Annotated in this window: 11 protein-coding genes and 1 pseudogene; 5 read left to right on the top strand and 7 right to left on the bottom strand. The window is 70.0% G+C overall.

Annotated features, from left to right (window positions below):
* Positions 1-6: 6 nt before the first annotated feature.
* From HWX55_RS14570 to HWX55_RS14560, 3 genes are all read right to left on the bottom strand, one after another.
* Complete coding sequence (locus HWX55_RS14570) at positions 7-1,815, bottom strand: ABC transporter permease (RefSeq protein WP_175976200.1); 1,809 nt, start codon at positions 1,813-1,815, stop codon at positions 7-9.
* 34 nt (positions 1,816-1,849) lie between these two features.
* Positions 1,850-3,043, bottom strand: a complete 1,194-nt coding sequence (locus HWX55_RS14565; RefSeq protein WP_034174957.1) for an ABC transporter substrate-binding protein — start codon at positions 3,041-3,043, stop codon at positions 1,850-1,852.
* Between the two features lie 117 nt (positions 3,044-3,160).
* A complete protein-coding gene (locus HWX55_RS14560) occupies positions 3,161-3,355 on the bottom strand; it encodes a hypothetical protein (protein ID WP_175976199.1) in 195 nt (64 codons plus the stop codon).
* Between the two features lie 44 nt (positions 3,356-3,399).
* Here HWX55_RS14560 and HWX55_RS14555 point away from each other — a divergent pair, with 44 nt between their 5' ends.
* From HWX55_RS14555 to HWX55_RS14540, 4 genes are read left to right on the top strand one after another with little or no spacing between them, the layout of a single operon-like run.
* The gene (locus tag HWX55_RS14555; protein WP_175976198.1) at positions 3,400-4,413 is read left to right on the top strand and encodes a LysR family transcriptional regulator; all 1,014 of its coding nucleotides are present in this window, start codon (positions 3,400-3,402) and stop codon (positions 4,411-4,413) included.
* Positions 4,410-5,870 carry an NAD(P)/FAD-dependent oxidoreductase gene (locus HWX55_RS14550; protein ID WP_175976197.1) on the top strand — a complete coding sequence of 487 codons (1,461 nt, stop codon included), beginning with the start codon at positions 4,410-4,412 and terminating at the stop codon, positions 5,868-5,870. The genes HWX55_RS14555 and HWX55_RS14550 overlap by 4 nt, the downstream gene beginning before the upstream one ends.
* On the top strand, positions 5,867-6,397 hold the full coding sequence (locus HWX55_RS14545; RefSeq protein ID WP_175976196.1) for a hypothetical protein: 531 nt from the start codon (positions 5,867-5,869) through the stop codon (positions 6,395-6,397). The genes HWX55_RS14550 and HWX55_RS14545 overlap by 4 nt, the downstream gene beginning before the upstream one ends.
* Positions 6,394-6,987: a peroxidase-related enzyme gene (locus HWX55_RS14540; RefSeq protein WP_175976195.1), complete on the top strand. Its 594-nt coding sequence runs from the start codon at positions 6,394-6,396 to the stop codon at positions 6,985-6,987. The genes HWX55_RS14545 and HWX55_RS14540 overlap by 4 nt, the downstream gene beginning before the upstream one ends.
* Before the next feature lie 245 nt (positions 6,988-7,232).
* Here the strand turns inward: HWX55_RS14540 and HWX55_RS14535 are convergent, their stop codons facing one another.
* The 4 genes from HWX55_RS14535 to HWX55_RS14520 all read right to left on the bottom strand — a co-directional run bounded on the left by HWX55_RS14535 (position 7,233) and on the right by HWX55_RS14520 (position 13,137).
* Entirely contained in the window at positions 7,233-10,001 is a 2,769-nt protein-coding gene (locus HWX55_RS14535; protein ID WP_175976194.1) for an Hsp70 family protein, read from the bottom strand.
* Positions 10,002-10,006: 5 nt separating this feature from the next.
* Positions 10,007-11,848 carry an Hsp70 family protein gene (locus HWX55_RS14530; protein WP_175976193.1) on the bottom strand — a complete coding sequence of 614 codons (1,842 nt, stop codon included), beginning with the start codon at positions 11,846-11,848 and terminating at the stop codon, positions 10,007-10,009.
* Positions 11,845-12,435, bottom strand: coding sequence for a DUF2760 domain-containing protein (locus tag HWX55_RS14525; protein ID WP_175976192.1), 591 nt, complete (start codon positions 12,433-12,435; stop codon positions 11,845-11,847). Before HWX55_RS14525 ends, HWX55_RS14530 begins: the two co-directional genes overlap by 4 nt.
* 261 nt (positions 12,436-12,696) lie before the next feature.
* Complete coding sequence (locus HWX55_RS14520) at positions 12,697-13,137, bottom strand: Rrf2 family transcriptional regulator (RefSeq protein ID WP_175976191.1); 441 nt, start codon at positions 13,135-13,137, stop codon at positions 12,697-12,699.
* A 140-nt stretch (positions 13,138-13,277) separates the two neighbouring features.
* Here HWX55_RS14520 and HWX55_RS14515 point away from each other — a divergent pair.
* Positions 13,278-14,177, top strand: a pseudogene (locus tag HWX55_RS14515) (NAD(P)/FAD-dependent oxidoreductase); the annotation flags it as partial.
* Between the last annotated feature and the right edge of the window lie 74 nt (positions 14,178-14,251).

The following is a 14,251-nucleotide window of genomic DNA, read 5'->3' as shown; positions in this document are numbered from 1 at the left end:
TTCTCCTCACACCGTGCCCAGCAGGCCCTGCGGCCGGAACCGGACGAGCAGCAGCACGAGGCCGTAGATCAGCATCCGGTAGTCAGCCGCCCAGCGGAACAGCTCGGGCAGCCCGATCAGCGCGATCGCGCCGACGATGCCGCCGAGCACGTTGCCGAGCCCGCCGAGGATCACCATCGTCAGCGCGAGGATCGACACCTGCGAATCGAAGGTCTGGTGATTGATGTAGCTGTACAGATGCGCGGCGATGCCGCCGCTCACGCCCGCCGCGACGCCGCCGACCGCGAACGCGATCGCCTTGTAGCGGTTCGGCGCGATGCCGTGCGCACGCGCGGCGACGTCGTCCTCGCGCACCGCGCGTAGCGTGCGGCCCAGATGCGAACGCAGCAGCCGCACCTGTACGAGCGCGAACACGACGAGCACCGCGAACGTGAACCAGTACGCGGCGCGCGCGGTCGTCGCCCACGGCAGCGGCGCGATGCCGGTGATGCCGAGCGGGCCGCGCGTCAGGCCGTCCCAGTTCAGGATCACGAGGCTCACCACTTCGCCGATCCCGAGCGTCGCGATCGACACGTAATGCCCGCGCAAGCGGAACGCCGGATAGACGAGCAGCGTGCCGAGCACGGCGGTGATCGCGCCCGCGCACGGAATCGTCACGGCCGGCGACCAGCCGAGATCCGACGACAGGAGCGCCGACGCATACGCGCCGATCACGAGCAGCGCGGCGTGGCCGAGCGAGATCTGCCCGACCGTACCCGCGACGAGCGTGAGACTCAGCGCGAGCAACCCGTACAGCCACGCGTTGGTCAGCGTCTGCAGCACGTAAGGCGATGCCCCGAGCCACGGCAGCACGGCCGCCGCCGCGATCAGCGCGACGAGCACCGGGCGCGGCACGCGCACGGCTTTCGCGGCGGCGAGGAAGGTGCCCGTCATCGGCTCCGGCGGCAGCGCACGGTTCGCACTGAACAAGCCGTTCGGCCGCCACACGAGGAATACGATCAGCAGTCCGAACGCGAACAGGTCGCGATAGCTGGTGCCGAACAGCGCGACGCCGTAGCTTTCGACGAGACCGAGCAGCAGGCTGCCCGCGATCGCACCCGGCACGTTGCCGAGCCCGCCGATCAGCAGCGCGACGACGCCCTTCAGCGTCGCCTGGAAGCCCATCGCTGGGTCGATGCTGTTGTAGTACATGCCGACCAGCAGCCCGCTCACGCCACCGAGCGCGCACGCGATCGCGAACACGGTCTGGTTCACGCGATCGACGTCGACGCCCATCTGCAACGCGGCGTCGCGATCCTGCGCGGTCGCGCGCACGGCCCAGCCGAGCCGCGTGAAGCGCAGGAAGCCGTACAGCAGCGCGGCCGCCGCGATGCCGATGCCCGCGATCAGCAGGTCGAGCGAGCCGAGCGTCGCGCCGGCGATCCGCACGTGCCAGTCGGGCAGCGGCGTCGGCACCGCGCGCGGGTCCGCGCCGAACGCGAGCTGCGCGAGCTGGTCGAGGATGAAGCTGATGCCGATCGTCGCGAGTAGCGGCGCGATGCGCGCGGCGTGGCGCAGCGGCCGCAACCCGATCCGCTCGATCGCGATGCCGAGCGCGCCGCACCCGACCACGACCGCCGCGAGCGCGACCGGCAGCGGCAGCCCGAAGCGCGTCAGGCACAGCCAGCCGATGAACGCACCGACCATGTACACCGAGCCGTGCGCGAAGTTGATCAGGTGCGACACGCCGAAGATCAGCGCGAGCCCGACCGCGAGCAGCGCGTATATGTTGCCGACGATGAGGCCGTTGAGCGTGTAGTCGAGCCAGGAAGCCATCAGGATGCGTCCGTCATGTGCGTGCGGTTCGGGTTCAGCGCGCCGCGAGCTGCGGCTTCGCGCCGTCCCACAGCGCCCACTGCCCCTGTTTCACGACCAGATACACGGTGCGCGCGCCGGCGACGCGGCGCGTCTGCGGATCGAAGCGCACCTTGCCGAAGATCACGCTCGGCACGTCGCTGATCTTCGCGAAGCCGTCGTGCGCGGCCTGGCGCGTCGTGCCGTAGCGACGCAGCACTTCCGCCGACAGGATCAGCGCGTCGTACGCGCGCGCGACGAACGAATCGGGATCGGCGTGGAATTTCGCGCGATAGCGCTGCACGAACGCCTGCACCTCGGGGCGCGGTTCGGCCGGGAAGAAGTTCGATTCCGTATAGACGCCTTCAACGGCCGTACCGCCCAGTTCGAGGAACTTCGGCGAATACACGGAGCCCACCGCCGCGATCGGCAGCGCGACGCCCGACGTGCGCGCCTGGCGCACGATCTGCGCGCCGTCCGCGTAATACGAGATCAGCACGATCGAATCCGGCTTCGATTCACCGATGCGCACGAGCGTCGAGCGGAAATCCTTCTCCGCAGGCTGGTAGCCCTCGGCCGCGACGACCTGCGCGCCGAGCCCCGTCACCGCCTTCGCGAAGATATCCTTGCTGGTGCGGCCCCAGTCGGTGTTCAGGTACAGCACCGCGATGCGCTTGAAGCCGAGTTCCTTCACCGCATAGCGCGCGAGCAGCGGCTGTTCCTCCGCCTGGCTCAGCGCGGTGCTCCACAGATAGTCGCCGCCCTTCGTGAAATCCGGATGCGAATTCGTGAAGCCGAACTGGATCAGTTGCCCGCGCTGGTAGATCGGCGACGCGGCCATCGACGTCGCGCTCGAGAAGTCGCCGAGCTCGATCGCGATGCGCGGATCGGCGACGAACTTCTGCGCGATCGCCACCGCCTGGCGCGGGTCGCTGCGGCTGTCCTGGAAGTCGATCGCGAGCGGCCGGCCGTGAATGCCGCCGCTGCCGTTGATCTCGTCGAGCGCGAGATCGAAGCCGCGCTTCCACTGCTCGCCGTATTGCGCGTCCTGGCCCGTGAGCGGCCCGCTCACGCCGATCACTACCGGCTCGCCCGACACGCCGGCCGCGAGCGCGCCGCCCGTCGACAAGCCCCATGCGGCAGCAAGTGCCGCCACCGTGCCCAGCACGCGCCGCCATGCGCCGCGCGCGTCGTTCCCCGAAACGTTCATGCGTCCCCCCTGCTTCAGTCAATCGAAAAGAGTGAGGGCATGTAACCATCGGGTTCAGGACGATCCAACGAAGTTTTGCGCATATCGATATCGCCCGCGGCGCGAAGCGGATGACGTTCATGATCGATCGTGGCGATCCACCGCATCGACCGACACGCCGGCATGCATCGCATCGCGTTGATTCGATTGGCGTTTTGTTCTTGTCACCCCGCGCAATCGGCGCGCATGCGCGCATGGCCGGCCGCCGCGACGATCGCGCGCTTCGCAGTTTTCCCGCTGTCGATAGCAAAAATCATTATATGAATCGCGCATGCTTGCACTCCTACAATGCGCAAATCGCATCATCGGAACGCGTCATGGAGTTGCATCAACTCGAAGCCTTTTCCGCGGTCATGTCGGCCGGCAGCGTGACCGGCGCGGGCGAACTGCTCGGCCGCTCGCAGCCGGCCGTCACGCGGCAGATCCAGGAACTCGAAGCCGATCTCGGCTACGCGCTGTTCGACCGGCACGGCCCGCGCGTCACGCCGACGCGCCGCGCGTTCCTGCTGTACGAGGAAGTCGAACGCTCGCTCGTCGGCCTGCGCGCGATCGAGGCGCGGGCCCGCGCGCTCGGCGACGAAACCGCCGAACCCGTACGCATCGCGGCCACGCCGTCGCTCGCGGCCACGCTCGTGCCGACGGCGCTCGCCGCGCTGCCCGACGATACGCATGCGCCGCACTACCAGTTGCGCAGCGAATCGGCCGAGCATGTGGTGCACGAGGTGCTGGCCGGCACGGCCGATGTCGGCGTCGTCACGCTGCCGATGGCGCATGCCGGGCTCGACGTGCACTGGATCGCGCAGACGCCGTGCGTCGCCGTGCTGCCGGCCGGCGATCCGCTCGCGGCGAAACCTCGCATTGCGCTGCGCGACCTCGCGCGGCGCCGCATCGTGACGGTCGCGAACCGGCACCGGCTGCGCCAGCGGATCGACGCGGCGTTCGCGGCCGCGCGGGTCGATGCGCGCGTGTTCATCGAAACCAATGCGTCGCTGAATGCGGTGATGGCCGCGCGCGCGGGTATCGGGATCGGCATCGTCGATCCGGCAACCGGTGTCGCGTTGCCGGTGGACGGCGTCGTCGCACGCGCGCTCGACGTCGACATCCCGTTCGCGTTCGGCGTCGCGACGCCGGCCGGCAAGGCGCGCACGGCCGCCGTCGATGCGCTGCTCGACGCGCTGCGCCGCACGACGCGCGCGCTGCTCGACGACGTGACCTTTCACGACGCCGCCGCGCACGACGCGCTGCTGCGCGGCGACCGGCTGCGCACCGAACGCACGTCGCGCCCGCCTCGCCCGACACGAACCCGCCGCGCGCGCCCGGAGGCCGCATGACGACGCCACTCGACGCACTCGAAGCACGGCTCGCGCAGGACCTGCGCTGGCTCGACCTGCCCGCGCCGTCGTGGGTGCCGCCGCGTGAAGCGGACGGCGCGCGCGTGCTCGACGTCGCGATCGTCGGCGGCGGCATGGCCGGGCTCGCGGCGTCAGCCGAACTGCGACTGCTCGGCATCGACAACCAGTGCGTGATCGATCGCGCGCCGGCCGGCTACGAAGGCCCGTGGGTCACGTTCGCGCGGATGGAAACGCTGCGTTCTCCGAAGCAGCTTGCGGGCCCCGCGCTCGGTCTGCCGGCGCTGACGTTCCGCGCGTGGTTCGAAGCGCAATACGGCCGCGACGCGTGGGATGCGCTGTACAAGATTCCGCGCCCGCAATGGATGGACTACCTGCGCTGGTATCGGCGCGCGCTCGACCTGCAGGTGCGCAACGACACGACGCTCGTCGCGCTGCGTCCGCGCGAGGACGGGCTGCTCGCGCTCGACGTGCGCGGCAACGGCGAAGCGCAGACGCTGCTCGCGCGGCACGTCGTGCTCGCGACCGGCCGCGACGGGCTCGGCGGCCCGTACGTGCCGCCCGTCGCGCAACGCGCGCCGCGCACGCGCTGGGCCCATTCGTCCGAGCCGATCGATTTCGCCGCGCTCGCGGGCAAGCGCGTCGGCGTGGTCGGCGCGGGCGCGTCCGCGTTCGACAACGCGGGCACCGCGCTCGAAGCGGGCGCCGCGCGCGTCGACCTGTTCTTCCGCCGCGCGGACATTCCACGCATCAACAAGCTGACCGGCATCGGCAGCCCGGGCCTCGTGCACGGCTACGCCGATCTCGATGACGCGACGAAATGGCGCTTCATGCACTACGCGCTGACGTCGCAGACGCCGCCGCCGCGAGACAGCGTGCTGCGCGTGTCGCGTCACGATCATGCGCATTTCCATGCGGGCAGCCCGATCGAGACGCTCGCCGACCACGCGGACGGCCTCGACGTGACGACGCCGCGCGGCCGCTACACGGTCGACTTCCTGATCTTCGCGACGGGCTTTCATTCGGACTGGACGACGCGCGAGGCATTCGCGTCGTTCGGCGCACACGTGCGGCGCTGGAAGGATCGCTATCGGCCGGAACCGGCGCTGTGGCTCGACGAACTCGCCGAGTCGCCCGATCTCGGCCCAGCGTTCGCCTTCCAGGAGCGCGAGCGCGGTGCGTGCCCGGCCGTCACGCGGATTCATTGCTTCAACCATGCGGCGAGCCTGAGCCACGGCAAGCTGTCCGGCGACATTCCGGCCATCAGCGCGGGTGCGCAGCGGCTCGCGCGCGGCATTGCGAGCCGGCTGTTCGATGCCGATCGCGACCGCCACTACGACGCGCTCGTCGCGTACGCGAATGCCGAACTGCAAGGCGACGAATGGCGCGACGCCGACGCCATCGGGCACTTTGACGACGAAGGAAAACCGAAACGATGACTGACTCCCTCACGCCGGCCGCCGTGCCGGATACGATCGATGCGACAGCCGGCCTGCGCGAAGGCGACGCCGTCGCCGCGCTGCGCCGTGCACGCGGCAAGGTGCTGTTGCATACGCAACTGAGCGAAGCCGCGCTGTTCGATCCATCCCTGCCCGATCTTTCGCCGGTCGAGCGGCTGCATGCGGCGCGCTATGTCGCGCGACAGTCGAACGCACACGCACTGGCCGACATCTATCGCACGCGATTGCTCGACGCAGGCGGCACGCTCGACGATATCGAACGAGCCGATGCCGACGCGTTCGACGCGCTGCCTCGCCGCCTCGGCGCGATCCTGTTGCACGCGAAGCGCCTGACGCACGCACCCGTCGACGCACGCGCGGCCGATCTCGACGCGTTGAAATCGGCCGGACTCACGACGCCCGCGATCGTCGCGCTGTCGCAGCTCGTTGCGTTCGTCGCGTATCAGTTGCGCGTGGCTGCCGCCGCGCGGGCACTTCAGGCACGCACCGCCAGGGAGGCCGCATGACGACGGCTACCCACGGCTTCACGTTTGATACGCTCGGCTGGCGCGCGTGGCTCGACACGGTCCCGCTCGACGCGGCGACGCCCGATCAGCTCGCGGTGCTCGAAGCGAGCCACCCGCAAGCGAAAACGTCCGACTACTATTTGCTGCTCGTCCATCATGCCGAGATCCTGCTGCAGCGCTCGGGCGTGTTCAACGCGATCATGTACGGCCCCGGCGGGCTGTCGCGCGCCGAGCGCGAACTGGCGAGCACCGCGGTGTCGCGCGTGAACGGCTGCGTGTACTGCGCGTCGGTGCATGCGCAGCGCTTCACGCAGCTCGCGAAACGCACCGATGCGATCGAGCAGGTGTTCGACGATCCGGCGACGGCCGGCACGACGGCGCGCGAACGCGCGATCGTCCGCTATGCGATTGCATTGACCGAACGGCCCGACGCGATCGATGACAGCGATATTGCCGCGCTCGAAGCCGAAGGGCTCACGCATGAGGAAATTCTCGACCTGTCGCACGCCATCGCGATCTTCGCTTGGGCGAACCGGTTGATGCTGACGCTTGGTGAGCCGGTGTTTCCGGAGCCGGCGGCCGGCGCCTGACCGCGCGCAGGAACGTGCCGCGTCACGCCTTGTGCGTCGACAACAAGATGCTCGTCTCGGTATTGGCGATTCCCGCTCGGCAACCGCGCGTGATGACGCAGAAATCGGATCAGCGGAAAAGCGTCGCGAAGGGGTGTCGCACGCCTGAATGAAACCGGCTTCGACGTCGTGCCATGGGCGGCGCGACGTCGACCGAGACCGGACGCTTCGATCCGCGAACGAGATCGAAGCATCCCGCACGACTCTCAATCGCCCAGCAGCTTCAATCCGGCCGGCAGCGTTTCGCCGAACACGCGCACCGTATCGGCTTCATCGAACGCGATCGCTTCACGGACCATGTCGATCCACGTCGCCGATGCATGCGCGGCCAACAGGCGCTTGATGACGGCCTCGCGCGTGTCGTCCGGCAAATCGCGCGAGCGGTCGCCCGTCATCCGCGCGATCTGCGCGGCCGCGAACGCAGCCGGTTCGACCTGCTTCCAGTCGAGCGCGAACAGCGCATCGAGCCAGCCGATGACGATTTCCGCCGGCACGACGCTATGCGCGCTGCCATAGAACGGCCGCCTTGCACCGATCCGCCCGAGCGCCCACGCACACAACGCACGGTCGGCCGGCTTCTGCAATTGCGCGATCAGCCGCTCGGCCAGTTCGACCTTGCGCTCGACGGGCAGCCGTTCGAGCGACGCGGACAACCGCGTCATGTCGGCGGGCCCGACCTTGGCCGGATCGAACGGCAGCTTGCGCCGCTTGTCGTCGGACGGTTCGAGGAACGCGATCGCGTCGCGCACCTGCGTCTGCGCATCGTCGTCGAGGCCGCCGGCCACGCGCCGCCACAGCGTCCACCACTCGGACCACACCTGCGCGTCGGTCACGTATTGAATGCCGTCGTCGAACAGCGGCCACAGCTGCTCGATCCGCCACGCGTCGAGCGGATGGCCGAAACCCGGACGCAGGCAATACCCGGCGAGGTTCAGCCATGCGCGCTCGTGATCGGCCGAGCGGCGCCGCCGCCGCGCCCGCGCGAGCAACGCGTCGAACAGTTCGCGCGCAAGCGCGACGTCCCAGTCTTCGCGCGCGCCGAGCACCTGTTCGAGTTGCGCGCGCAACCGGCGCGTGTCTTTCGGCGTGACGCCCGCGGCCTTGCTGCCGAACGAGCGCTCGATCAGCTCGATCGCCTGGTCGAGCCGCGGATGCCGGGTGAGCGCCGCATCGTCGCCATGAACCGGCGCATCGCCGCGCAACTGGAATTCGAGCCGCCAGCGGCGCGCCGCGTCGTCGGTCGCGATGCAATGCATTTCGAGCGTGCCGACCTCGGTCAGCGACGCGGTGAGCTTCACCGGCGTTTCGCGTGCGTCGCCGCCCGCCTTCGCGTCGACGACCGTCGCGATCGGCGGCAGCCGCACGAAATCGCCGGCGTCGAGATCGACGAGATCGCCGGGCTGGTACTTCGTGTCGGCCACGGTCGATACGAGGTGGAAACGCACCGGCTGCCCAAGCTGCAGCGCGAACGTGCGATCGTCGAGGCGGATCTCGCGGCCCTCTTCCGCGCCGCGCGGCAGCAGGCAGACGCCGCGTGCGGCGGCGGCGTCCGCGCCATCGTCGAGCACGAGGAAATAGCTGCGCGCGGAGCCGCCGCCGATGCGCGGCGCATGGCCGGCACGCGCAAGCCCGTAAGCCACCGCGCCGCGCGCGACGGCCACATCCGGATGCGCGTTGTGCAGCACGTCGAGCGGCGCGCCGCGCCACGCGCCGAGCGTCTGCGCGAGACGGCCGGCGAGCGCGCTCGCGCGGAACACGCCGCCGTTGAGCAGCAGCGTGTCGGGCAGCGGGCCTTCCGCATGACGGTTCAGGAACGCGGCGACATGGCGCGTGACGGCCGCGTCGCTCGCATACGGCAAGCCGAATTCGACGATCGCCGCGCGCGCACGGCGCGGCAATTCGCCGGCCGCGACCTGCGGAAAGAACCCGTCGACGACGATCTGCTCGACTTCCTGCCGCGTCAGCTCGGCCGATCGCGCGCCGCCGACGAGCTTGCTGCCCGCGCCGAGCAGCGTGACGGTGACGGACGCCGGCGCGTCGTCGCCGAGCAGCCGCTCCTTCGCCGCGCGGCAACGCTCGACGAGTTGCGACAGGCTCGCGGCCGACAGGCGCGTGCCGGGCTCGGTCAGCCGCGACTCGACCAGGCGCGCGAGCGCGAGGTCCATGTTGTCGCCGCCGAGCATCAGATGGTTGCCGACGCCGACGCGCGTAAAGGTCGGCTCGCCGTCGTCGCCCGGCGCGACATCGACGAGCGTGAGGTCGGTCGTACCGCCGCCGACGTCGCAGATCAGCACGCGCCGCGGCGCGGCGAACGTGTCGCGCAACGTCGCGCGCTGGCCGTACAACCAGTCGTAGAACGCAGCCTGCGGTTCTTCGAGCAAGCGCAGCGCGGGCAGCTTCGCGCGTCGCGCGGCCTCGACCGTCAACGCACGCGCACCGTCGTCGAACGACGCGGGCACCGTCAGGATCACGTCCTGCCGCGCGAGCGGCGCATCGGGAAAACGCGCGTCCCACGCGTCGCGCACGTGCGCGAGATAGCTCGCGCTCGCATCGACCGGCGATACCTTGTCGACGCCGTCGGCCGCGCCCCACGGCAGGATTGCCGCGAGCCGATCGACCGACGCGTGCGACAGCCAGCTTTTCGCGCTCGACACGAGCCGGCCCGGCACCTGCGCGCCGAGCGTGCGCGCATAGCGGCCGATCACGGCCGGCGGCGCGTCGGTCCTGGCCGATTGCGCATTCGCCTTCGTATTTGCCTTCGGATCGGCCGCCCACGGCAGCCGCAGCGCGTCCGGCGGCAGCTCGCCCGCCGCCGGGTGATAGCGCACCGACGGCAGCAGCGGCTGCGCGGCCACCGCGCCCGGCCCGACCAGTTGCTCGACGTCGAACACGCGGATCGCGTCGGAACCGGCCTCGACGTACGCGACGACCGTATTGCTCGTGCCGAGGTCGATGCCGACCGTATAACGCTTCATCGCGCTCAGGCGGCGCCGCGCACGTCGAACTCGACTTTCCAGCGCTCGTTCGTGCCGCTCGGGATCGCCTCGAGTTCGAGTGTGCCGGCTTCGGTCACGCGCGCGTGCAGCTTCACCGGCACGACTTCGCCGACGGTGCGCCCTTCGGCGGGCAGCGTCGCCTGGATTTCCTCCAGCTCCTGCAGCTCTTCCGCCGACCAGTAGTCGAGCAGCGTGCCGACCTGATCCTGGCGGCGCACCGACGACCCGAAGAAGCGGAACTGCACCGGTTCGCCGACGACGAGGCCGAACTCCTGCGGCGGCAGCGCCGCGTCCGTGCCTTCCTCCATCCCGAACGGCGCGACGCACAGCGCCTGCACCGGCGGCTCCAGCCCCGGCACCGCGGGCATCGCCGATTCGATCGCGACGTAGTACGCACGCGCCGTGCCGCCGCGAATGCGCACGCCGCGACCGCGCTTCACATAACCGTAGTACGCCGCGCCGCGCGCGACCGCGAGATCGAGATCCGCGCCTTCGAGCAGGCGCGCGGGCGGCGCGCCTTCGGCGGCGAGCCAGCCGTTGAGCGTATCGAGCACGCGCTGCGTGAGCAGCGTCGACTTGAACACGCCGCCGTTGAACAGCACGGCGGTCGGATGCAGGAACGTCGCGCCCTGCGGCAGCGTGCGCTGCACGCCTTCGAGCGTGTCGAGCGCCGCGACCTGGCGGCCGAGGAACGCCGCGAGATGGCGCGTGATGCCCGCGTCCTGCGCATACGGCAGGCCGAGCTGCGTCAGGCCGACGCGCGCGCGGCTCACCGGGCGCGCGGCCGCATCGACTTGCGGGAAGAAGCCTTCGAGGATCGTCTGCGTGAGTTCCGCACGCGTCAGCTCGGTGCGGATCGAACCGCCGATCAGCTTCGAGCCGCGGCTCGGCACGACGAGCGGCACCGCGTCGGTGGTCGGGTCGGACAGCAGCGTTTCCTTCGCCGAGCGGCACGCGTAGGTCAGCGCGCGCAGTTGCCACGGATCGGCCTGCGTGCCCTGCTGCGCGAGCTTGCGCGCGACCACGTGCGCGAGCGCGAGATCCATGTTGTCGCCGCCGAGCAGAATGTGCTCGCCGACGGCCACGCGATGCAGTTCGAGATTGCCGTCGCGCTCGACCACAGCGATCAGCGACAGGTCGGTCGTGCCGCCGCCGACGTCGACGCACAGGATCAGGTCGCCGACCTGCACCTGCTTGCGCCAGCCGCCTTCGCTTTTCTGGATCCAGCTGTAGAGCGCCGCTTGCGGCTCTTCGAGCAGCGTCATCCGCGTGTAGCCGGCGGCGCGCGCGGCCTCGGCCGTCAGTTCGCGTGCGGCCGGATCGAACGACGCGGGGATCGTGACCGTCACGTCCTGGTCGGCGAACGGCGCGTCGGGATGCGCGTGGTCCCACGCTTCGCGCAGGTGCGTGAGATAGCGGATCGAGCTTTCCAGCGGCGACACGCGCGCCACTTCCGGCGGCGCATCGCTCGGCAGGATCGCCGCGCGGCGATCGACGCCCGGGTGGCACAGCCAGCTTTTCGCGCTCGACACGAGGCGGATCGGCGTGCCGGCGCCGCGCGTGCGCGCCATCTCGCCGACCGCGAACGCGCGCGAATCCGTCCACGGCAGCGTCAGGTCGCCCTGCGTCAGCTCGCTTTCATGCGGCAGGTAGAGGAACGACGGCAGCAGGTCGCGCGATTCCAGCGCGCCCGGTGCGGTCAGCTGCGCGATCGGCAGCACCTGCTGCACGATCTTTTCGCCGTCGCTCGTGCTGCTGTCGACGTACGACAGCGCGCAGTGGGTCGTCCCGAGGTCGATACCGATCGAATAGCGCGGATCGCTCACAGTTCCACCTCCGCCGGTGCGATGACCGATGCGTCGTGGCTGCCCGTCAGCTTCGGCAGGCGCACGTCGGAAACACGCCAGCCGCGATGGCTGACGGTGCCCGTGAACGGCGCGGAGCCGACCACGTTGCCGGTCACGCGCACGGCCGTCGCGTCGAAGCCGGCCGGCAGCGTCACGCGGCTGCCTTCGGCTTCGTCGCGCACCGGCACGATCGTGAAGTGCTCGCGCAGCGCGGCGCGGCAGCCGTCGTGCACGAGGCGCGCGGCCGCGCCGATGTCGGCGTCCGCGTAGCCGGCGATGTCTTCCTCGACGAAATCGATGAAGCGCGCATCGCGTTGCAGCAGGCCGAGCAGCTGCAGCGCGGCCTGCGGGCTCGCTTCGCGCAGCTCGGGGGCCGGCGCCTTCACCGGCGCGGGCGCGACGGGCGCGGCAGCGGGCGCCGGCGTCGGGACCGGCGCGACCGGTGCCGGGGCGCCATCGCGCACGCGCAGCACTTCGGCCGCGAACTCGCGATTGCCGAGCACGGAGAAGAACGTGCCGACGGCCAGCGACAGCCGGCCGAAAAAGGACAGGTTGGATTCGGGCATGGGGTCTGGACTCCTGTGGGCTCGCGGCATGGCGAGCGTTTCTTGCCTGGGCGCCCGGCGGCGGCGTGCGGCATGCGCACTGCCGCCGCCCGGCGCGTGATTCGAACGCGCCCTCGCGGGTGCGGAAAACCCGTATTTTGCCCTGTGGCGGGCGAACCGGGCAGAAGTTGGGGGACAGAACGTGGCGGCGCGACGGTTTCGATCGTGCCGGCGCGCGCCGCAGCGTGCGTTATGCGCGTACGGCGGGCGTGCTGCGCTGCGTCAGCGCGGCTTGCGCAACCGCGCCGCCTTCGCTTCGAAATCGCGCGACAGCATGCCGAGCGTGACTTCGCCGAAGCGCGCGAGCAGCGACGCTTCAGCCTCCTTCAGCGCCGCCGACAGATGCGCGTTGACCGCCTGTTCGACCAGGCATTCGGGCGCGTCCTTGGACACCAGGTCGGAAAACAGCGGCGGCTCGCCCACCGCGCGATAGACGTCGAGCAGCGTGATGTCGTCGAGCGCGACGCTCAGCGCCCAGCCGCCGCCGTGCCCCTTCTCCGACTGCACGTAGCCGCCATCGCGCAACCCGCCAAGCAGGCGCCGCACGACGACCGGATTCGTGCCCAGCATCGTCGCGATCGTTTCCGACGTCAGCGGGCCGTCGGCCTGGTCCATGTGGATCAGCGCATGCAGCATGCGCGACAAACGGCTGTCGGTTCTCACGGGCGGGACTCCCCTCTTTCGAAACTTCTGAAGTTGCATGAATGATACCATCGCCCTATCATGCAACTTCTCGTGTTTCATGAGTTGACCGCCAGCGAAGCACGTCTATCCGTCACGCAGATTCAGAAAGGAGTGGATGCATGGATACCCATCATGAAGTGATCGTGATCGGCGGCAGCTTTGCCGGGCTGTCGGCCGCGATGCAGTTGGCGCGCGCACGCCGCCGCGTGCTCGTGATCGACGCCGGCCGGCCGCGCAACCGCTTTGCCGAACACGCGCATGGCTTCTTCGGGCAAGACGGCAAGCCGCCCGCGCGGATCGTCGCCGAAGCGAGCGCGCAGCTTGCCGCGTATCCGACCGTGCAGCGCATCGACGGCGACGCGCGCACCGCCGAACGTGATGCGGACGGACGCTTTCACGTGACGCTCGCCGAGGGCAGCCGCGCGAGCGCCGACCGGCTGATTCTCGCGACCGGCATCCGCGACGAACTGCCCGCGCTGCCGGGGCTCGCCGAACGCTGGGGCATCAGCGTGCTGCATTGTCCGTACTGTCACGGATACGAAGTGAGCGGCCAGCGGCTCGGCGTGCTCGCCACGCATCCGCTGTCGGTCCATCAGGCGATCCTGATTCCGGACTGGGGCCCGACGACGTGGTTCACGCAGGGCGTGGTCGAAGCGAACGAAGAGGAAGCCGCGTTGCTCGCCGCGCGCGGCGTACGCATCGAACGCTCGCCGGTCGTCGAGATCCTCGGCGACGCGCCGCGTATCGACGCGCTGCGGCTCGCCGACGGGCAGGTCGTGCCGATCGACGCGCTGTTCGTCGGCGCGCGCACCGACATGGCGAGCGACCTCGCGCAGCAGCTCGGCTGCGCGTTCGACGAAGGGCCGCTCGGCATCGCGATTCGCGTCGATGCGTGGAAGCAGACGAGCGTCGCCGGCGTGTATGCGGCCGGCGATGCGTCGAGCCTGATGACCAATGCGACGTTCGCATCGGCATCGGGCGTGGCGGCCGGCGTGGGCTGCGGATTCAACCGGTCGATGCAACGGATTGATGGAACCGCTGGGCGGGTGTGTCAAAGTTTAGCGTCTTACGCGGACGCTCGTTGAGACGCCTC

Source organism: Burkholderia sp. BCC1047, assembly GCF_902833155.1.
Lineage (GTDB): Bacteria > Pseudomonadota > Gammaproteobacteria > Burkholderiales > Burkholderiaceae > Burkholderia > Burkholderia sola.
This window is presented reverse-complemented; position numbering and strand designations above follow the sequence as displayed.